Origin of the sequence: Rhizobium skierniewicense, from assembly GCF_014196515.1 — a bacterium.
GTDB lineage: Bacteria > Pseudomonadota > Alphaproteobacteria > Rhizobiales > Rhizobiaceae > Agrobacterium > Agrobacterium skierniewicense.
Genome location: NZ_JACIDV010000001.1, coordinates 305,367 through 326,761, shown reverse-complemented (window position 1 = coordinate 326,761; position 21,395 = coordinate 305,367). Strand labels below are relative to the sequence as shown.

Annotated in this window: 15 protein-coding genes; 11 read left to right on the top strand and 4 right to left on the bottom strand. The window is 58.0% G+C overall.

Going from position 1 to position 21,395, the window contains the following annotated elements; translation table 11 throughout:
- The first annotated feature begins 19 nt into the window (after positions 1–19).
- The 11 genes from tssC (at position 20) to GGQ73_RS01360 (ending at position 15,421) form a co-directional block, all read left to right on the top strand.
- A complete protein-coding gene (gene tssC, locus GGQ73_RS01410) occupies positions 20–1,411 on the top strand; it encodes a type VI secretion system contractile sheath large subunit (protein ID WP_183893373.1) in 1,392 nt (463 codons plus the stop codon).
- Entirely contained in the window at positions 1,408–2,232 is an 825-nt protein-coding gene (locus tag GGQ73_RS01405; protein WP_183893371.1) for a type VI secretion system accessory protein TagJ, read from the top strand. Before tssC ends, GGQ73_RS01405 begins: the two co-directional genes overlap by 4 nt.
- Positions 2,225–2,734: a type VI secretion system baseplate subunit TssE gene (gene tssE, locus GGQ73_RS01400; RefSeq protein WP_174155039.1), complete on the top strand. Its 510-nt coding sequence runs from the start codon at positions 2,225–2,227 to the stop codon at positions 2,732–2,734. Before GGQ73_RS01405 ends, tssE begins: the two co-directional genes overlap by 8 nt.
- Positions 2,727–4,511 carry a type VI secretion system baseplate subunit TssF gene (gene tssF / locus GGQ73_RS01395; RefSeq protein WP_183893369.1) on the top strand — a complete coding sequence of 595 codons (1,785 nt, stop codon included), beginning with the start codon at positions 2,727–2,729 and terminating at the stop codon, positions 4,509–4,511. Before tssE ends, tssF begins: the two co-directional genes overlap by 8 nt.
- A 9-nt stretch (positions 4,512–4,520) precedes the next feature.
- Positions 4,521–5,525, top strand: coding sequence for a type VI secretion system baseplate subunit TssG (gene tssG / locus GGQ73_RS01390; RefSeq protein WP_183893367.1), 1,005 nt, complete (start codon positions 4,521–4,523; stop codon positions 5,523–5,525).
- A 10-nt stretch (positions 5,526–5,535) separates the two neighbouring features.
- Entirely contained in the window at positions 5,536–6,738 is a 1,203-nt protein-coding gene (locus GGQ73_RS01385; protein WP_183893365.1) for an FHA domain-containing protein, read from the top strand.
- Positions 6,728–8,068, top strand: coding sequence for a type VI secretion system baseplate subunit TssK (tssK, locus tag GGQ73_RS01380; RefSeq protein WP_183893363.1), 1,341 nt, complete (start codon positions 6,728–6,730; stop codon positions 8,066–8,068). The genes GGQ73_RS01385 and tssK overlap by 11 nt, the downstream gene beginning before the upstream one ends.
- On the top strand, positions 8,065–9,576 hold the full coding sequence (tssL, locus tag GGQ73_RS01375) for a type VI secretion system protein TssL, long form (RefSeq protein WP_183893361.1): 1,512 nt from the start codon (positions 8,065–8,067) through the stop codon (positions 9,574–9,576). The genes tssK and tssL overlap by 4 nt, the downstream gene beginning before the upstream one ends.
- The gene (tssM, locus tag GGQ73_RS01370) at positions 9,573–13,058 is read left to right on the top strand and encodes a type VI secretion system membrane subunit TssM (RefSeq protein WP_183893359.1); all 3,486 of its coding nucleotides are present in this window, start codon (positions 9,573–9,575) and stop codon (positions 13,056–13,058) included. Before tssL ends, tssM begins: the two co-directional genes overlap by 4 nt.
- A gap of 79 nt (positions 13,059–13,137) precedes the next feature.
- On the top strand, positions 13,138–14,559 hold the full coding sequence (gene tagF / locus GGQ73_RS01365; RefSeq protein ID WP_183893357.1) for a type VI secretion system-associated protein TagF: 1,422 nt from the start codon (positions 13,138–13,140) through the stop codon (positions 14,557–14,559).
- Positions 14,543–15,421: a protein kinase domain-containing protein gene (locus GGQ73_RS01360; protein WP_234910839.1), complete on the top strand. Its 879-nt coding sequence runs from the start codon at positions 14,543–14,545 to the stop codon at positions 15,419–15,421. The genes tagF and GGQ73_RS01360 overlap by 17 nt, the downstream gene beginning before the upstream one ends.
- Before the next feature lie 35 nt (positions 15,422–15,456).
- Here GGQ73_RS01360 and GGQ73_RS01355 read toward each other — a convergent pair whose 3' ends face one another.
- The 4 genes from GGQ73_RS01355 to GGQ73_RS01340 all read right to left on the bottom strand — a co-directional run bounded on the left by GGQ73_RS01355 (position 15,457) and on the right by GGQ73_RS01340 (position 21,395).
- A complete protein-coding gene (locus GGQ73_RS01355) occupies positions 15,457–16,593 on the bottom strand; it encodes a polysaccharide biosynthesis/export family protein (RefSeq protein WP_183893355.1) in 1,137 nt (378 codons plus the stop codon).
- A gap of 255 nt (positions 16,594–16,848) precedes the next feature.
- On the bottom strand, positions 16,849–19,182 hold the full coding sequence (locus tag GGQ73_RS01350; protein WP_183893353.1) for a bifunctional diguanylate cyclase/phosphodiesterase: 2,334 nt from the start codon (positions 19,180–19,182) through the stop codon (positions 16,849–16,851).
- Between the two features lie 151 nt (positions 19,183–19,333).
- A complete protein-coding gene (locus GGQ73_RS01345; RefSeq protein ID WP_174155058.1) occupies positions 19,334–19,666 on the bottom strand; it encodes a hypothetical protein in 333 nt (110 codons plus the stop codon).
- A gap of 121 nt (positions 19,667–19,787) precedes the next feature.
- A complete protein-coding gene (locus GGQ73_RS01340) occupies positions 19,788–21,395 on the bottom strand; it encodes an ABC transporter ATP-binding protein (protein WP_183893351.1) in 1,608 nt (535 codons plus the stop codon).

The following is a 21,395-nucleotide window of genomic DNA, read 5'->3' as shown; positions in this document are numbered from 1 at the left end:
TTGCGCCTGGAGCCCATCCATGAAGCCACGGTCCGTTTCGGACACCCGCAGTCAGGCCGACCTGCTCATCGCACTCATAGACGAGGCGTTGAACGCGCAGGTCAACGCCATTTTGCACCATCCTGATTTTCAGGCGATGGAAGCGAGATGGCGAGGGCTTGCCATGGTGGTGCGCGAGGCAAGCCGAGGCCCCGACGTCAAGATCAAGTTGCTGAACGCAAGTTGGCGTGAACTGGCCCGCAGCATGGAGCGGGCGACGGATTTTGACCAAAGCCACCTTTTCGAGATTATCTATAGCCGCGAATTCGGAATGCCGGGCGGCGAGCCTGTCGGTCTGTTGATTGGCGACTACACGTTTTCGCCTGATGACTTGGAGGGCATTGATTCCATAACCGCTCTTTCACAGATCGGCATGGTTGCTGCGGCCGCGTTTTGCCCATTCGTCGCGGCAGCGTCCCCCATGACGGTCGGCCTTGAGGATTTTTCCGAACTGAACCGCGTTCACGACTTTTCATGGTTGAAGCAGGAAAAGTCGCGGCTGCGATGGAATGCGCTGCGTGCGCGTGATGACAGCCGGTTTGTTGGTCTTGTCGCCCCCCGCATCCTTTTACGCTCACCACACAAACCATATTCGCGCAGGCGCGAAGATCCTTTCCCCTTCCGTGAACACGTGTCGGAGGACGGGGAAACATTGCTGTGGGGAAATGCCGCCTTTGCCTTTGGGGCCGTCGTCGTCAGGAATTTCAACGAGAGCGGCTGGTTTGCCGATATTCGTGGCGTAACGCAGGATGCTGTGGATGGCGGCATGCTGTCGCCCGCGCAGTTACCCCCACTCGACTTGGGCCTTGAAAGCGACGGACTTTCAGCACAGCCGCCCGTCGAGGCACAACTCACCACTGGCCAGGAACAACAGTTCTCCGACCTTGGCATCGTGCCGGTCTCTACGACCTATTTGTCCAGCATGGCAATTTTCAACGCAAATCAGTCGCTTCATGCTCCGGGCCATTATTCCGGCGAGAGCGCACGACAAAACGCCAGACTGGCTGCGATGCTGCAATATGTACTCTGCGCTTCCCGCTTTTCGCACTACCTCAAGGTTATCATGCGTGACGACATTGGTGCACTGAGCGATGCGCGCACGATTGAACGCAAGCTGGAAACATGGCTGGCGTCCTATACGCTCGGCAATGACGACGCCGAGGCCACTCTGAGAGCACGCTATCCCCTGCGTTCCGCGGGCATAGAGGTCTTCGAAATTCCGGGAAAACCGGGCAGCTTCTCGTGTACCGTTCGTCTCCAGCCCCACTTTCAGCTGGATGACGTCTCGACCAGCTTTCACCTTATTGCCGAAACGACAACTCCCATTGTCCGCAGCGGGGCAGCCCCCGAACCGCAAAGGATTACCGCATGACACTGCGCGAAGACATCTCCCGCCTGCTCGACGGCGATCAGCTCCAGGAGGCCATTGGCGCCGCAAAAGAACATGTGAAGGTAAAGCCGTCTGATAAGGAAGGCCGCAATCTTTACGTCGACCTGCTCATCCTAGCCGGCGAGTTCGAAAAAGCGGATGCGCAGTGCAACCTTGCCGCCACATTTGCCCCACAGGATGCTGTCGGCTTTTCCATCATCCGCCACCATTTGCGTGCTATGGCAGCACGTAATGCCTGGTTCGTGGACGGTGCCGTCCCCGATTTTGCAAACGGTCCTTCCGAACTCGATCAGCTTGCGATCAAGGCAAATATTGCGGCGCGCGCAGGCGACGCGGAAGCGGCCACGGGCGCGCTCGCGGAACTCGAGGCACAGCGCGGCGAGCTCTCCATTGTCTGCAACGGCAAACCCGCTGGAGATATTCGCGACCTCGATGACCGTATTCCACACGCCCTCGAAGTGTTGACGGACGGAGGTCGCTATCTTTGGATCGATTACGCCAGGATCGAGTCGCTGACGATAGAGCCGATGAAGCGCCCGCGCGACATCGCCTTCCGCCAGGCAGAGTTATCTCTGCGTGACGGCGCCATGGCGTCGGTCTTGGTGCCGTCGCTGTACCACAGCGAAACTGGTAGCCCGACAATGTTGCTGGGTCGCGAAACAATCTGGAACGATGCCGGTCCGCTCGTCACCGGAGAAGGCCAACGTTGCCTGTTGATCGGTGATGATCTCGTGCCATTCCACGAAATATCCACTCTGTCCTCTACTGCTGAAACGCAAGAAAGGCAGACTGCGCGTGGTTGATCCGCTCGAGCAATACAGACCCAAGCAGCGGACGTTGTCTCGGTCGGTTTTCGACCGACTGCTGGATGATGCACCGGATGCGGAAAATGATCCACCCGCCAGCCTCGCTGATCAGGTTCGTGAAATGCGGGAGGTTATTCGCCGCGATCTGGAAGCCCTGCTGAACACGCGGCGCAATCCTGCGGGGCCGTCTGCCGATCTCAAAGAACTGCCAGACGCGCTGGTGAGCTACGGTGTCGATGGCATACTCTCCGCGAACCTCGTCACCGATGCTTCCAAGGCAAAGCTCGCGCAGACGATCGAGCGTCGCATCAGCATGTTTGAAACACGGCTTTCAGATGTTCGGGTCACCATTTTGCGCAACAGGGTGGACGGTGACCGGGCGCTGAGAATGCGCATTCAGGCAACGTTCCGCCTGCATGAGGGCATGCCGCCGATCAGTTTTGAATCCAAGATAGACCCTTCTACCCAACGCTTTCTGGTGGAGGCGGGAAATGCCTGACGGCTTTCTGGAAAAATACAACGACGAACTGTTTGCGCTGAGAAAGCGTGCGTCCCGCTTTGCCAAGGCGTTCCCAAAGATCGCCGGACGGCTGCGGATGACCGGTGACGTTGCCGATGACCCGCATGTCGAACGTTTGATCCAGAGCTTTGCATACTCCGCTGCTCGCGTGCGTCTGAAGCTCGATGATGAATTTCCCGAACTCTCGGACAGCCTGCTCGAGACGCTCTATCCCCATTATCTGGCGCCCCTGCCCTCGATGAGCGTCGTGCATTTCAAGCCAAGCGCCGCTCTTACGACCGTTCAGAGGCTGGAGCGTCATAGCGAAATTCTGGCTGAACCGATTGGCGGGGAGAGCTGCCGGTTCCGGACCGCACAGGACACCGACATCGTTCCGCTGGAAATCTCTGGCGCATCGCTCGTTAGCCAGCCCATCGACGCGCCGTTTTCGGCAAGCAGTGCGGGTGCCGCCAGCTGCCTGAAGCTCTCTCTGCGCACCACAGCGCCACGTCCCACGACATTCCGGGAGATGGGGCTGAGTTCGCTGCAGATTTTCATATCGTCGGCATGGCAGCAGGCAACAGCCCTTTACGAGTTGCTGGCGAACCATTGTGTCGGAGTGGCACTTGCCCAGCATTCCGAAGACAAGAACGCCGTGTTTCTTCCCGCAAAGAACCTGAAAACATCGGGCTTTGCGCGCGACCAGGCCATGCTGCCCTACCCTGCAAACAGCTTCGACGGTTACCGGCTGCTGACTGAGTTTTTTGCGCTTCCGCACAAGTTTCTGTTTCTCGACATTGACGGCATGAACCAGTGGACAGGCGGTGACTGCGAACTTTATATTTATCTTGACGCAGCTGATGCGCGCCTTGAGCGGATGGTCTCGGCAAAGGACTTCGTGCTCAACGCATCGCCCGTCATCAACCTTTTCCAGCAATCCTGTGAGCCGATCAATCTGGACGGCACCCGAACGGAGTACCGGCTGCTACCGGATGCACGGCGCCAGCGAACACGAGAGATCTACGGGGTCGAAGGTGTCCATCTGACAAACCGCTCCGGTCATATCGAAACGACGTCGCCATTCTTTGGCCGAACCCAGAGAAGCAATGGGTCCAATGTGTTCTGGCAATCCTACCGGCGTTTCGACGATGACGATGGTTCATCCGACACGGATATAGCCTTCGTTGACCAGCAGCGTGGGCCATTGGGGCCGCTCGATGTTGTCGCCAGCGTGGAAACGCTGTGTATCAACCGCGAGCTTCCCAGCCAGCTTCCTTTTGGTGGAGGGCACCCCTTCCTTCAGCTATCGGCTGGAAACGAGGCGATCGAGTCCATCCATGCCCTGTTGCCGCCGACGCCGGCCGTGCGAATGACCGAACGATCCGCACGAGAATGGAGGCTGGTCTCCCACCTGTTGCTCAACCATCTCTCGCTCTTTGACAATGGTGGCGCACCGCTCAAGGACATCCTGTCGCTCTACGCCTTCCGCGATACGCCGGAAACACGTCAACTGGTAGAAGCGATCACGTCGGTGGAAGCCAGCAATTCCCACGCCAGGATCGGTTCGGCCATGGTCCCGGGAACAGACATCACTCTGGAGTTTGATCCGGCGATGATCGACCGCTCCGCCGCCTTTGTGTTTGCGAGCGTGCTGAACCATTTCTTTGGTCTTTACACATCCATCAACAGCTTCACGCGCCTGATCGCAACCATGCGCGGTCAATCCGAACCTCTTGCCAAGTGGCCTGCCCGTGCGGCGGACCGCCCGCTACTTTAGGAGGTCTAGATGCCAGAGACAGCCAGGGATATGCGGGAACAGCAAGAGGAGCGACTGGGGCGGGACCCCGGCGCGTTCGAGCCTGCAACGGCCTTTCGTGTCGCACAGCATTTGGCTGAGAACGAGGAGCTGACGATTGGCGCGCATAATGGGTCGCGTCTGACGCCTGTCGCCATCGGCAGCTTTCGACGAAAAGACGGCAAAGCAGAGTTACGCTCGGCTTTCGCGCCGATCATGGGTCCACTCGGCTCGCTGCCACCCGTCTATGGCGAGATGCTGCAAAGGGAAGAGCGCAATCGATCAAAGGCACTGGGCAGTTTTTTCAGTCTGTTCGCGGGCCGTTTCAGCGAGCTTTTCGTTGCTGCTACCGAGAAATACAGGCTCGCTCGGGGTCTGCGTTGGTCAAATGACATGGAGAGCAATGCGTTCCGAAAGACCCTGCTGTCACTTACGGGCTTTGGTACGGCAGGTCTCAGTGAAAAAGTTGGCGTCAAGGATGACGTATTGCTCCGCTTCAGCGGACTTCTGGCAAACCGCAACCGCAATGCGACCGCACTCACCGCTATGCTTTGCGAGTTTACCGGGCTCGATGTCGCCGTCGAACAGTTTCGCAAGCGCTGGGTTCCGCTTCCCGTCCACGAACAAAGCCAGCTCGGTCAGCCGGGCGGCCTGTCGCTCGGGCGGAACGTCTCAGCAGGAAGCGCTGTTCAGGATTTCAGCGGTGGCTTTCGCATCGTGGTTGGCCCTGTCGGCTATGCCGACTATCTCGCGCTGACGCCTGGATCGAAACGCCTCGCGGAAATTTGCGCAGTCACACGCCTTTTCGTCGGCAGTGCCTTTGATTTTGATGTTCAGGTCATTTTGAAAAAAGAGGATGTGCCGTTTTGCCGGTTGGGACAACCGGACGCCCCCGCCAGGCTTGGCTGGAACAGCTGGGCGCGTGTTGCGCCCGCCCAAAAGGATAGTACCGACGCCATCGTGACCGAGCGTGAAGGCTCGGCGCTGTCTGCATGAGGACGAAACGATGAAGCTTGTGCTGAAAGAGAAAAACGCGGGTGTTGGAAAGCCCACGCTATGGAGTTTTGAACACGGCTGCCGGGTCATAGGGCGGTCGAGTGACTGCGACTGGCAGGTCAATGACGATGCCAGGCGTGTATCGAAAATTCATTGCACGCTCAACCGTGATCGCGAAGGCTTCACGATCCTCGACCGTAGTGCAAACGGAACACAGGTGGATGGGCGCCTGCTTCTGGAGGGCCAGACGGCACGATTGAACAATGGATCGCAGATCGGCATCGGTGGGCAGGTTTTCGAAGCGGTCATCACGGGTGAAGCCGAAATGGATTTCGGCGACCCCGACACGTCTCTTCGGATCAGCGACGAGAGTATGACGATCTCGGCCATCCTTGCGGACATCGCCCCAAACGGCCGTTCAGCGCGCGGCGTGATTGCAGGCGGCGCCACCAACGATGAGTGGCCCGAAGCTGTCGCCAATCAATCGGGCAAGAAAAGCAAATCCATCTCGCGCAATGTGGAGATCGGCTGGAACGCCCCGCCTGCGACATCCGGTATCGGCGTCGTTCTGCCCAATGACTGGGATAAGGAACCGGATGAGAGCAGCAAACACGAACATACGGATGCGTTGAATATCCCGGTCATGGTCACGCGGCCAAAGACGAAGGCTGCGCCGGAAGATTTCGATGCCGTTTTTACGGATGCGAACGACACGTTCGAAATCGAGGAGCCGCAACTCCCTGTCTTTTCTCCAACGCAGGACGCCATTGACGATCTTCTGGTCCAGCTGGAAAAGGAAACTGCCGAAAGTCTTGCCGTTTTGGATATCGACTACACCGCAATCGATATCGAACCGAGCGACGACACTGCACGCGGACGGATAGAGGGCCTTATCCGCCAGCAGCGCCTCCTAGCATCGACACTTGAGACGCTGATCCAGACGTGTACCCGCAAGCTTGAACCGAGGCTAGTCGAGGCCATGGCAGATGCGCAGAACGACTGGCGAGCCAAGATAGAGCGTAAGGAATGGCGCTCCGTGATCAAGCGCACCGACTACTGGTCCGCATATAAGCAGCAATTTGAACAGGAAGGCCGGCAATTGTCCGTCCGGCAGTTTCTCCAGCGCGCAGCACAGGGCGATGTGACGCAGGAAGAAGCAGCTTCCAATCACGAAACAGATACCAAGGGGGTAAGCAGACAAGATGAGGCATGAAAACCGCGTTGCCTGGAGCGAAGGCATGTTCCTTCGTGTTCAACATTTTCAGCAATCGGACCGTTGGACAGAACGGCTCGTGCGCAATACCACACGCAACTTGTCCCCTTACCCCTGGGGCATAGCGGAAATCGGTATTGACCGCAGCGCCCTGGCAATCGGTCAGTTTGCCCTCTCAAACCTACGCGGTATCTTGCCTGACGGTACACCTTTCGAGGCTCCCGAGGATTCTGACCTGCCTCCGCCACTGGATCTGGATGAGGGCGTCAAGAATGCCATCGTGTATCTGGCGCTGCCCGCACGCCAGCCGGGCAAGGCAGATATGTCCAGCGGCAACATTGCCAACACAAACAGTGTGCGGGTCGTTGCGACGACATACGAAGCCTCGGACGCCAACGTCGACACCGATTTTGTGGCGCCGATCGACGTAGGGCGCCTCAGCCTGCGCTTCCTGAAGACGGGCGACGATCTTTCCGGCTATGATCTGATTGGTCTCGCAAAGGTTATCGAGGTCCGATCGGATCGGGCGGTTATTCTCGATCCTGACTTCATTCCTCCATCCTTGAACTGCGCCGCCTCCTCGCGGCTGGGTGAACTTCTGACGGAATTGCTGGGCATTGTCCGTCATCGTGCGCAGGCTATTTCCGAGCGCATCGGCGATCCGACAATCCGCGGGACTGCCGAAGTCGGCGATTATTTCCTGCTGCAAATCCTCAATCGCGCTGACCCCCTGCTTGCCCATTTTTCCGCGAATGCGACGCGCTTCCACCCCATCAGATTTTACGAGGATTGCATTCAACTGGCTGGTGAGCTGGCAACCTTCACCACCGAGAGGAAGCGTGCGACGGAATTCCCGCCCTACAGGCATGATGACCTAAAGGCCAGTTTCGCAGCGGTGTTTGATGACCTGCGCACCTCACTGTCGGCCGTGCTGGAGCAATCGGCAGTGGCCATCGAGCTTGTGGAGCGCAGACATGGCGTACGCGTCGGCACCATCCACGACAGGACGTTGCTGCGTGACGCAGGCTTCGTGCTGGCAGTGCGTGCGGATATGTCGGCAGAGGACATCCGTCGCAAGCTTCCCGCCCAGATCAAGGTGGGTCCGGTGGAGCGTATTTCCGAGCTCGTCAACGTAGCACTTCCGGGCATCCCGGTTCGCTCGTTGCCCGTGTTGCCACGCCAGTTGCCTTACCGTTCAGGCACGATCTACTTTGAAATCGATACGAAAACCCCTCTTTGGAAGCAGCTTGAAACCTCAGGCGCCATAGCGCTGCATCTCGCCGGCGAGTTTCCGGGCCTCGAGATGGAAATGTGGGCATTACGCGAATGAGCACCGAAAAGCCCTCCTCCTGGCAAGATTTACCGACGGTCGTGGAAATCACCGACGAAAGCCGTGCGCGCAATCAAAGCGCCCGTAACATGGCGGCCATCCTCGATGACATCATCGAAGGTGAGGATGCCCCTGCACGCACATCCAGCGGGGATGGTGGCCTGCCCATCGATGCGCTTCTCACCAGCTTCCGCTTTGGTGGCGAAGAGGTACCAACGCTGGTCCAGTCGGCAGCCCCCCTTCTCAACCTCGCGCATGTCTTACGGTTCAGCGACGCTCAACCGAGCCCCGACCATCTTCGCCGTGCCTGCGTGGAAGCGATCACTCGCTACGAGCGGGATTTGGCATCGGCCCGCATAAGCCCGGAGCGGGCACGAGCAGCCCATTACGTTGTCTGCGCCACGGTGGACGACGTCATTTTGAGCAAACCCTGGGGCGTTCGCGCGGGCTGGGCTCGCTCCGGGCTGGTTTCCACGTTCCACAATGACGTGACGGGCGGCGACCGCGTTTTCGATATTCTCGACCATTTCCACCAATCGCCCGGCGCCAACAAGGACCTGCTGCTGCTGATCTATCTGTCGCTGTCGCTGGCCTTCGAGGGGCGGACACGCGTCTCTGCCAAGGGCGCACTCGAGCTTTCACGCATCCGCGACAGCCTCTATAAAACGCTGATCGGCCAGTACGGTGTGTTCGAGCGTGAACTATCCCCCCACTGGAAAGGTGTGGAGGCACGGCACACGCCGCTTCGTACCATGGCGGCTCTCTGGACGCTCCTGTCCCTGATCGCCCTGGCATTCGCCTTGGGCTACCTGTTCTTTACGCTCACGTTGAACAACGCCTCGGACTCGACCTTCGAGCGCCTGGCATCGCTACCACCCAACGAGACGCCGAGCGTGCTGATTGCGGCACCGCCGCCGGAAGCGCCGCCTGTCCAAGCGGAAGAAAAGCCTCCGGTCGTCGAGGTTCCCCCACCGGCGAGGCCACCGGAGCCTACACGACTGGATAATCTCTTGGCGTTTCTCCAGCCCGAAGTTCAAAGAAATCTGGTGACACTGGCCAATGTCAATGGACGCCTGCGCGTTCGCATCAATAACTCTGGCCTGTTTGAAGTCGGTAGCGCCGATGTCAGCCCGCAGTTTCGGGATCTGATCCAGCGTATCGGCGGTGCGCTTGCGGCTGAAAACTTCCGTGCTGTGGTCATTGGTTACACCGACAATGTGCCGATCAAGACCGTCCAGTTTCCATCCAACTGGCATCTTTCAGAAGCGCGCGCCAAAGCGGTTGGCGATATCCTCTCCACTTTTGCTGGTGAGGATGCGATCCTGACGGAAGGGCGTGCAGACAGCGACCCGATCGCGGACAACAGCACGCCTGAGGGCCGCGAGAAAAACCGCCGAACGGAAATCATGGTTTTGACCAACCCTGACGAAAAACTCAGCGAGGCCGGCATCCTGTCTCCAACGGTCACAACGACAACCGGACAGCCAGCAGGAGAAACCCAGCAATGAATCCGCTGAGTTATTTTTATACAATCCGGTCTTATGTCGATAGCTATGCAGCGCTTGTCGGCCGTCGCTTCGTCTCGCTCATCTGGGCGGTCGCACTGTGCGTCGTCATCTGGTTCTACGGGTATCTGGTCGCCTTCGGGTCGTTCAAACCCTTCGGAACGACGCAGGCTCGCATCATCGCTATTTGCGTCATCCTGCTGGTCTGGGTTGTCTATATTGGCATCTCGCTCTACAGAGCGCGCAAACAGGATAAGGAACTTGTCGACAGTCTCGAGCAGGAAGCGCTGGCCAATCGACAGGCAGAAATTGGAGAAATCCAGACACGCCTCAAGGAAGCGCTGGCGCTTCTGCGACGCATCACCAAGAAGCGTTTCGGCTATATTTACGATCTGCCTTGGTATGTCATCTTTGGCGCGCCCGGTTCGGGCAAGACAACGGCACTGACCAATTCCGGACTGCAATTTCCCTTGGGCGATGCATTGGGTGAAAATGCTGTCAAAGGCGTTGGCGGAACGCGAAATTGTAACTGGTGGTTCACGGATGAGGCGATCCTGATCGACACCGCGGGTCGCTACACCACCCAGGATGATCTGGATGGCGCGTCCAAGGCTGGTTGGGAAGGCTTTCTCAACCTTTTGCTTCGTTACAGGCGTTCACAGCCGATCAACGGCGCACTGGTGACCTTGTCCATCCCTGATCTGCTCAGTCGCGATCCGGAGGAGCAGCGTCAGGAGCTACGTGCCATCCGTCAACGCATGTCGGAACTGGATGAGTATCTTCGTGCGCGCGTTCCAGTCTATGTCGTTCTGACCAAGGCCGATCTTCTGGATGGCTTCGTTGAGTTTTTCGATGGCTTCAACAAGACGGATCGTCATCAGGTCTGGGGAACGACGTTCAAACTGGACGAGAGCTACACGTCGCAGGAATTGCCGCAACGGTTCCTCGAAGAATTCGAACTCCTTCAACAGCGCGTCGATGCCATGCTGATTGAGCGTCTGCAACAGGAGCAGAATGCGGAAATCCGTGGCCGCATTTTCCGCTTCCCCGCAGAACTCGCCAAACTGAAAGACAGGCTGCATGAAGCGCTGACAGAGCTGTGCGCCAGTTCCCCGCTGGTCGAAGCCCCCCTGATGCGCGGCGTTTATCTCGCGTCAGGAACCCAGGAAGAAGCAGGCACGTCCGCGCCGCGTGCTCGCCGCAGCTACTTCCTCGCACGGCTGTTCAAAGAGGTCATCTTTCCTGAAGCAGCCTTGGTCATGCGCGACAAGCGTCTGTCAGGCAGACAGTTGCTGGTCCGGCGTGTGGCTTACGGTCTGTCGGCCGCCGTGGTCGCCATTGTTTTCACGGGTTGGATTTTCACGTATTTTTCCAATACGCAAGCGCTGGCGGAAGCCGACCGCAAACTCAACGCCTATCAACAACTCGTTCAAGGCATAGACGTCCGGAACGTATCGGATGCGGATTTCCTTCGCATTCTTCCGGCACTCGACAATCTGCGTGACGTGAATTCCGGTTTCTCGGAAGGTCGCGTCTGGAAAGTCGGGTTCGGGCTCGATCAGGAAGAGAAGATCGCCGGGCGTCAACGCGATGCCTATCAGCGTGCGCTGAATGCGCTGTTGCTGCCACGCATGATCGTGCAGCTTCAAAAGCAGCTGGACGATCAAAACGACGTCACCCGAACATTCAACTCTCTCAAGCTCTACGGCATGCTGGGTGGACTGGGCACGCTCGACCGTGACTTTCTCGATGTACAGTCGCAGGATATGTTTGCGTCGCTCTACCCGGGAGATGGTCGCGCTGCGGCACGCGAGGCGCTGCATCAGCATGCACTCGCACTGGCCGGAGGCGTTCTGGCGCCGATCGAACTCGACACCCGCCTGATTGCCAAGGCGCGGCAGACCATTCGCGACCAAGCGGTCGGCGCACGCGCCTACGATATTCTCGCGGGTCTTCCGCAAGCCCGTGCATTGCCCGAATGGAGCCCGTCAGGTGCCTTCGGAGCATTGGGCGACCGCGCGATAGAACGAAAAAGCAAAGCCCCCTTGCTGGATGGTATCGAAGGTCTGTTCACGGCGAACGGATATCGTGCCGTCGTCATCCCGCAGGTCGCTTATGCGTCCCGTGTCGCACTCTCGGAGGCATGGGTGCGCGGCTCAGATGAGGCGATCCGCGGCACCACCGTCGAAAGTGTCGCGCAATCAGCCCTGCAGATCTACTTTGACCGTTTCGAGAAGCGCTGGAACGAGGTTCTGACCGACGTTCGTGTGAAACCATCCCAGAGCTTGGGCGATGCGGTCGAGACGACCCGCATCCTCGCCAATGACCGCAACATCACCATCGAAGCGGCCAAGTCGATCGCCGAGGCCACGGATCTGAGGCCAAATGCAGGGGCGAGCCTGACGACGTTGGCTGCCACAGACGATGGCGATACGACCGCCACCATCCTTTCAGCCACCGTGGATGCGGCCGACCCCTACGCCCGCCTTCGCGAAATGCTGGCCGCCAAAGGTCCTGCCCAGACGGATACCTCAAATCAGGCAAATGGTGGGAAGCAGGCTGGCTCACCATCCGAACAGCTCTTGGCAAACATCAAGGCCCTGCATGAACAATTGGCACGCTCCTCAACCACCTCGGACGAAGTGGCAAAGGTGTTTGACGTCGACAGCCAGTTGACGAAAGCCAATCAGGATCTCCTCCAGGAGGCACGACAGCTGCCTGCACCACTGGATGTCTGGGTCGCAGGGCTTGCAGCGGATGTTGGCTCTCTTGCCGTCAAATCCGCCAGAACGAAGATTGCCGATCTCTGGGGTGCCGAAGGTTCCTCACTCTGCTCATCCATCGTCACCGGTCGCTATCCGTTCGACAGGTCGTCAACCCGGGATGTCGCGATGGCGGATTTCACGCGCTTGTTCGGGCCAACCGGCACCTTCCAGACGTTCTTCAAGCAACGCATGGAGCCCTTTGTTGACAAGACGGCGAGCCCTTGGGGTTGGAAAGGAACATTCGGCGCTGAAGGAATGTCCAGCGAAGCCATCGCGCAGTTCGAGAATGCGGATAAGATTTTCAGAGCGTTCTTCCCGAATGGAAGCGAGACCCCTGCCGTATCGATCAACGTGAAGCCCGTCTCCCTGACAGAAGCGTCGAGCGCAGTCATGCTCGAGATCGAGGGGGAACGTGTGGTGTATTACCACGGCCCCGTCCAGGCGAAATCGATCACCTGGCCTTCCACGAGCAACTCGGCGAACCTGTCGCGCATCGCCTTCCAACCTGGCGGATGGCAGCAGGCCAAGACGGAGAATGGCGACTGGTCGCCCTTCCGCCTGTTTGACGACGCCAAGATAGAAACGCAGTCGGGCGACATGCTGAGAGCCCGTTTTGAGAATGGCGAGCAGACAGCCGAATTCGACATACAATTCGGCTCGGTGCTCAATCCATTCAAACTGGATGCGCTCGCCAATTTTTCTTGCCCGGTCCAGTTCTAGAAACTGGGTCAAAAAATTCAATGGAGGACACAATGAAGGTAGCAAAACAAACCCATTCCGAAACCGCTTTGCCGGGCTGATGGCCAAGCCGGTTGCAAAACCCGTCAAAGCCGCGGTCGAGACAGACCGGATCGGCTTTTTCGGAAAAATTCCCAGTCACGGTGATTTCATCTCCGAAGGGCTGGACCGCGAGTTGATCAGCGCCATTGACGGCTGGCTTCGCGCTGGCATGCATGCCTGCGCCGATGTCTTTGTCGATCGCTGGAGCGCGGTGTTTTCCACATTCCCACCCATCCGCTTCATCATAGAGCGCGGCGTTTGGGGCCGCCACGCCTATACCGGCGTGCTCATGCCGAGCAGAGACCGTGTGGGCCGTAAATACCCACTCGTCATTCTGGCCCAACTTGGAGATTTCAAAGACCACCCAAAGGCGCTCTATCTTGACGAGACCTGGTTCATGGCAGCCGAAGCGCTCGCGGAAACCTCCCTGACGGCGGATTTCGATATGGCCCGATTTACGATGTCCGTGAAGCGCCTGCGCATGCCGAAACCACGTGAGGATGACGATACTCTCCCCGCCCCTACGTCCGGTCAGCCGACCAGCCTCTGGTGGCACATCGACCCTGAAAGCCGCAGGCCCCGTGGAATCAAGATCGATGGCCGGCCGACCACGACAGATTTCGTCCGGCTGTTCAGAACATCGGCACCGGAGGAAAACACATCTGCGGCCAAAACAGAACCAGATCTATCCCCCAAGAGCCAGCGACCCACCATCGTCCCGCAGAGTGCAGTGGCACAGGAGCCGAAGCCAAGACACACACCTGCACCGGATATTGTCTATAGCTATGCGACGCATCCAGGAACGCGGCTCAGCGTCAATGCCGACGCCCTTTTCGTCTCCAAATCTCCAACACTGTTTGCCGTTGCTGACGGCATCGGAGACGGCAACCCCGCCGTGGAAGCCGCGAGACTGACGACAAACGCGCTGACCGATGTTGCTGATAGCGACCATGCAGACAGCACGGCGCAGGACATCAAGGGCAAGTTGGGTACGGTCAACAGTCTGCTCCTGTCGCGTCAGATTTCGGCAGAAACAACGAGGCCATTGGCAAGTGTGGTCGTCGCGTCCATCGTTGGCCGGACGCTCACCGTTCTCTGGTCCGGTGACACCCGGGCCTACCTGTTGCGCGACGGGACGATGCACCTCCTCTCACGCGATCATGTCATCGTTGGCATGAAAAAACAGCTTTCCCAATGCGTTGGTCACGCACAGCAGTTCAGGCCCAGCAACGTCAGTGAGGAATTCGGGACGAATGACAGGCTTTTATTGTGCAGTTATCCGCTCATGCAGGCACTCAAGGAACGGGTGGTCGCCGAAATCCTGCACGACACGCCGATCAACGATTGCGCAAATGCCTTGATGCAGGAAGCATTGATCGAGAACGTGCGTGAAAACATCAGTGCCATCGTTATCGGAGACCGGCTTGAACGACGCGGGTAACGATCGTGATGTTTCAGAGCGTTTTTCGCAGCTTCTGACCGCGATCCGCGCATCACACGACCCACAGGATATGACTGACCGCATTCGTGACGCCCTTGATCGCAGAACGGAACGTCTATCGGACGGAGGTGCCGTATTCATCGAGGGAAGTTTTGCGGTCGATGACGTTTTATATGAAAGCGGGACGACACAAATATTGCGGGTCACACAACGCGACCTGGGCGATTGTTTCGCAATCAAAACAATGCCGCCTGGAAAGCGAGATGACCAGCTCCTCGCCCAGAGGCTAAGGCGCGAAGCTAAAATCGGCCTTGGTCTGCGCCATCCTGCGGTGCAGGAAACCTCCGCGCTCCTGCGGCTGCGCGATGGTCGCCCGGGCTTGTTACAACCTTGGGCTCCCGTTTCTCTCGCCTCGCTTTTGAAGACCCGGAACCTTCGACCGGAGGAAATACTGGGCCTTCTCCATACGATTTTGCAGGCCCTCTCATTCCTGCACGGCGCAGGTTACGTCCACTGCGACGTCACCGCAGGCAATATCATGATGCCCGAAGAGGATCTGGCGAAAGCCAGGCTTGGAGATTTCGGCATAACACTGCGAACCGGAGAGCGGCATCGCGATCTTGGACTTGCCATTGCCGGTTCACCGGAGTTCTCAGCGCCAGAACAACTCGCCGGAGCCCCAGCCCACCCGGTTCAGGATATCTACGCCGTGGGCCGACTGGCCACACGCCTCATGGCAGATCAGCGCAGCGACAATTGTCCGGTGTTGACCGTGTTCAGAGACACCTGCACACATGAAAACGCTGCACAGCGGCCTCAAAGTGCCGATGAAGCATTGAACCTTCTCAACGACGATCGTTAAGCGTTTCTCGCTATATGGCTTGCTTCAAGCAAGTCTCAGTTGGATGAGCCAGGCTGCGGAGCCGCGGCCGTCGCTGCGCTCTTCTGGAAGACAGTCAGCAGCTTTGCCGTATCGACGAGAGGTGCGTTGCTGGCATAGAGGACATCGCCTTTCTGCATCTGGAACATCTGCATCAGAACGATGCTGGACGCGTCTCGCATGTTGACGTGATAAATGACCGGCCTGACGCTCGTTGCGACAGCCGCAGGTCCCTTTGATCCCGCAGCAACGGTCGATGGAACCTGCACGATTTCATTGCGGAAGACGTAGACGTTGCGCGCATCTGCGCGATCATCCAGCAAACCACCGGCACGGCCAACGGCCTGCGCAAGGGTCAGCTTTCCGGTTTCGAACTGGAATTCTCCAGCGCTTTTGAACGCACCCAGAGCCGTGATGCTCGATGCTTCGCCGTCGATCATGATCTGGTCGTCAGGCGATACGCGAATGTTCTGGCGGTCTTCCCGCGTGATGCGATCCAGCGATGCACTTGCACGCTGCGTGCCACGCACAACGGTCACAGTCGCCGCACTTGGCGCAACTGTTGGACCACCGGCCTGATTGATGACGTCGAGCACACGCTCCTGGCGGGCCGTCAACGCGATCTTGCCGGGCGTCTTTATCGCACCGCTCAACATGACAGCACTCGTCGGCTTATCGACCACGGTGACGACAGCCTGTGGATTGACTGCCGAGCCCTTGAGACCGGATACGACCTGAGACTGAAGCCCTTCGGGTGTAGAATCGATAACGCGTTTCTTGCCCACGAAAGGCAGGTTGACACTGCCACTCTGGTCAACCGTGAAGCGTCCGAGATTGAGTGTCTTGCTCTGGGTGGACGAGAACAGGCCATCTTCACCCGTATCCAGCACGGTGATGTCGATGACATCGCCACGGCGCAGACGCTGCGCATTGTAGCCGGTGTTGCGAAGTGCCGTCAGACCGGGGCCGGATGCGCTCTCCACGAGCGATGGCGACACGGACGCCGCCGGAGCATTGGCAAGCTCTACCACGCGGATACGCTCATTGGTTTGGGGAAGTTTTGCAGACCGAATATTGCCTGCCGTCGGCCCGTCAGACGGCTTTGCACAACTGCTCAGCAAAGCCAACAGAAGAACCGAAACAACCTTCTTCATCCCATATCCCCATGAAAGAATCGCTTACACGCAGGAATAGCAGCAAGAGGTTAAGTCGCAACAACTTTGAAGCCGAAAATTGAAAATGCCGTGATACGTGGATCGCCCTGTGTGGCCAATTGGCAACCAGTTACGTAACGGTATGTTTCGTTTACCGAAATCGAGATGAAGAATGGTTTATAAAACGTAAATTTCTTCCGATGGTCATTAATTTTTTTGGCCAAATGGACGCGTGACGCAAGAGGTCTCTGCCGTCTAGTTCACCTCCGCTTTTTCCGCCTGTCTATTGCGGGACGGCACTCTTCCTGGCCGTCCGAAAAGATAGCCCTGTGCCTGCGTGCACCCCTCATCGACAACCATTCTGTATTGGCTATCTGTCTCGATCCCCTCCGCCGTAACCGGCAAGTCGAGGCTGCGGCCAAGACCGATGATGGCGCGGACAATGGAGTGGGCATTTTCGTCATGCTTCATGGCTGCAATGAAGCTCCGGTCGATCTTGATCTTGTCAAACGGAAAACTGCGCAAATTACTGAGCGAGGAGTAACCTGTTCCAAAGTCGTCCATCACGATCGTAACGCCCAGTGCCTTCAATTGTCGCATCGTCGCCAGCGTCACTGCCCTGTCTTTCAAAAGTGCAGCCTCGGTCATCTCAAGTTCAAGGCGCGAGGGCGCCAAGCCGGTTTCCTTCAAGACCGAGCAGATGGTGTAGGAAAGGTTGGCAAGCGAAAACTGGACGGGAGATACATTCACCGCCAGTTTGATATGCGGCTTCCAGCGCACGGCTGTGGAGCAGGCTTCCCGCAATATCCACTCTCCCAGCGCGATGATGATGCCGCTTTCCTCCGCAATGGGGATGAAGACATCCGGGGGTACCATGCCGCGCGTGGGGTGCCGCCACCGCACCAGCGCTTCGTAGCCGGCAACCTCGCCGTTTTCGACGGAATGAACCGGTTGATACAAAAGCTCGAGTTCATTGCGACTGATGGCCTGACGAAGATCGGACTCCAGCCGCCGCTTCTCCTTGGTTTCCTGATCCATCGCCGGATCGTAAAAGGCAATGATGCCGCGACCATTGATCTTGGCACGGTAGAGCGCCAGATCCGCTGCGTGCATCAACGTTTCGATGTCATTGCCATTTCCCGGAAAGGCAGCAATGCCGATCGTTACGCCGACAGCTGTTGGATCGCTGACATAGTCCATCTCCTGCCGAAACGTCGCCAGAATACGCTCACCGAGTCCGCGTGCATCTTCGGCTGTCGTGCCAAATGTTGTCAGTATCACGAACTCGTCGCCCCCCAGTCTGGACACAAGATCACCAGGCCGCGCGGTCTGCTGCAATATCCGCGCGACGTCCTTGAGAACACGGTCGCCTTCGGCGTGTCCGAAAAGGTCGTTGACGGCTTTAAACCGGTCGAGATCGAGAGACAGGAGCGCGAATTCGTCATCGGTCTGTGCGATGGCGATATGGTTGCTCAACCGCTCCTGGAACAGTTTTCGGTTGGCGAGCGAAGTCAAAACATCGTGTCGAGCCAGATACTCAATTTCCCGCAAGGCACGGCGTTTTTCGGTCAGGTCACGAACGGCCATGACCTCGCAGGGACGGCCTCGATACTCGATCGTTCGAACGGCAAGCTCAAACGTACGGGACCTGTCACCCCTGTTCGGGACGGCCTCCACAGCTGAAACGCGAGGAAGATGCGCAGCAATACCATCATCGGCATGCATCAGGTCATCGGCATTTTCACCGATAAGGGAAGCCTCACTGGTATCGAAAAGTGCAGCAAAGCGAGTGTTGACCTCAACGATGCGACCATCTCGGACAACAGCCAAGCCATCCAGCGTCGCTCCGACCAGGCCTTTCAAGTCGACCAGATACCTGTCTACCAATGCGGCAGCACCGGTGAGCGCCAACCCGACGAATGTGACACCACTGATGGCCGCCATCAAAAACAGGCGATCAAGACTGTCATCAAGTGGCCCGACAATGCTCGGATCTGGGACAAGGATGGTTGATGACATGGCGGTGAAATGCAGGGCAAGCACACCAATTATGGATGCAAGAGCTGCGGTAGCGATCTGTTTCCACCCCCGCAGGCGCTTAAAAAAGATAAAGGACGCAGTAAAAAAGACAGCCGCGACAGCTGTGCCGACCACAATGGGGGCAATGCGATATTCAAGTGTCGCCGCTACCTGCATCCCGGCCATGCCAATGAAATGCATGGCAGCGACGGTGACCGTGATGATTGCGCCGGACAAAACCGCCGCGCCAGTCTTATGCCACAGGAATTGCAGACTGAGCCAGAAACCTGCAACAGCGACCACCGCAGACAAAGCTGTAAACGGAAAATCGAAACCGATTGGCAGACTACCCTGATAGGCGAGCATGGCGATAAAGTGCGTCGCCCAAACGCTGAGGCCCGATGCGAAAGCTGCGACCAACGCCCAGTAGGGGCGCCGTTTCAAGGGACTCTCATCTGCGCGAAGAAGCAGATGGAAGAAAGACAACATCCCTAGAAGAGCGATGACGGCAGCAAGGGCAACAGTATGTTGATCATGTTGTAACGCAACGCATTCAAGTACAGCGAACACCGCACCCATCCTCAATAGTGAACAACCAGCTATGTTTATTAGTACAGCTAACTTTAGAAATTACTAATCCAAATTGTCGTCTATGGCTTGAACGCAAAGAAACCCGCACATGGCGGGTCTCAATAAAACGTGTTTTCGCAGTTCCGATGGCTTAGATTTCAGGGCAGCCGCGAACGTTTGCAAATGTGATCGTGTCCTGGCCGCGGCGCGTGAAACCCTCGACGACGACCCGACGTGGCGTGACCCGGACGATCTCCGGATCACGAAGTCCGGATGCGCGGGCAGCAGCGCGGGCTTCGCGCTCACTGCAACCGCGGTCGCGTGGTGGGCCGCGGCGATCCATATCGCGGTCGCGGATCACGGGGCGCACGCCGTCGCGGCCGATCTGCAACTCTATATCCTGCGCTTTGGCGGGCGCCGTCATCGCAATACCCGATGCTGCCATGACAACGGCAAGACCCGTAATCTGCACTAGCTTGAACATATTCCCTCCTGTGTGCCCTGATCGCGGCACATATGAATTTTCAGGGGTAATAACGTGCATGGAGATCGCTTGTTCCCTACAGGCACCAAGAAAAGTCCCGGCAACGACGCCGGGATAGGGTTTATGCAGCATCGGCCGTAAAGGCTGACTGGATCAAAGTCCTGGTATAATCGGCAGTCGGGTTGTTGAAGACGTCATCGGTCTCTCCCTCCTCGACAATCCTTCCATCCTTCATGACAATGACGTAGTCCGAGATTGCCTTGATCACCGACAAATCATGGCTGATGAAGATGTAGGACAGGCCATGGGCCGTTTGTAGATCACGCAACAGGTCAATCACCTGCCCCTGCACCGACCGGTCAAGCGCGGAGGTCGGTTCATCGAGAATGACCACATCCGGTTTGAGGATGATGGCGCGTGCGATGGCGATGCGCTGGCGTTGGCCACCGGAGAACTCGTGTGGATAACGGTTGCGGGCCGCTGGATCGAGTCCCACTTCCGTCAACGCTTCGACGGCCCGCTTGTCACGCTGGGCGCGGCTGAGTTCCGGGGCATGGACATACAGACCTTCGGTGATGATTTCACCCACTGTCTGGCGGGGAGAAAGCGAACCATACGGGTCCTGAAACACCAGCTGAAGCTGACGCCGCATCGGCCGCATGGCTTTTCTGTCGAGATCGGAAATGTCCGTCTTGCCAAAGAACAACCGCCCCGTGGAGGGCGTCAGCCGCAGCAATGCGCGGCCCAGCGTCGATTTTCCCGAACCGGACTCGCCGACGATACCGATCGTCTGCCCCTGGCGCAGATTGACGGTGACGCCCTCGACCGCTCGAAACGCACTGGCCTTGGCAAAAAGGCCGCCAGGTATCTGGTAGTCAACCGTCACATTCTGACCGGACAGAACAACCGGCGCATCCGGGCCGACAGGTGGTTTGTGACCACTGGGCTCGGCATCCAGAAGCATCTTGGTGTAATCGGCCTGCGGACGCTCGAAAATGTCTTCCGTCGTTCCCGTTTCCACAATCTCGCCACGCCGCATGACAGCAACCCGGTCGGCGAAGTGTCGGACGACACCCAGATCATGCGTGATGAGGACCACCGCCATCCCGAAACGCTGTTGAAGGGATTTGAGCAGGTCAAGAATTTGCGCCTGGATGGTGACATCCAGCGCAGTGGTCGGTTCGTCAGCGATCAGCAGGTCCGGTTCGTTGGCAAGCGCCATGGCGATCATCACGCGCTGGCGCTGACCACCCGACAACTCGTGTGGGTAGCTATCGATCCGTCTGTTCGGATCAGGAATACCGACGAGCTTCAGCAGTTCCAGAACGCGCGCCCGTGCTTCGGCTTTGCTGGCCCCGCGATGGTAAATGATCGGCTCGGCGATCTGCTTGCCGATCTTGTAGAGCGGGTCGAGCGACGTCATTGGCTCCTGAAAGATCATCGTGATCTTCGCGCCTCTGATGTTGTTCAGCTCATCCACCGGCAAAGCAACGAGTTCGCGCCCCCTGTATTGGGCGGAGCCCTGAACGCGGCCATTGGCAGCGAGCAGACCCATGATACCCATCATGGTCTGGCTTTTGCCGGAGCCGGATTCTCCCACGACGGCCAGCGTCTCTCCCGCTTTCACGTCGAGATCGATACCCTTCACGGCGTTGACATCACCGTCTGGCGTGGTGAAATCGACCTTGAGACCGCGCACGGTCAGGATGTTGTCAGATGTCGTATTCAT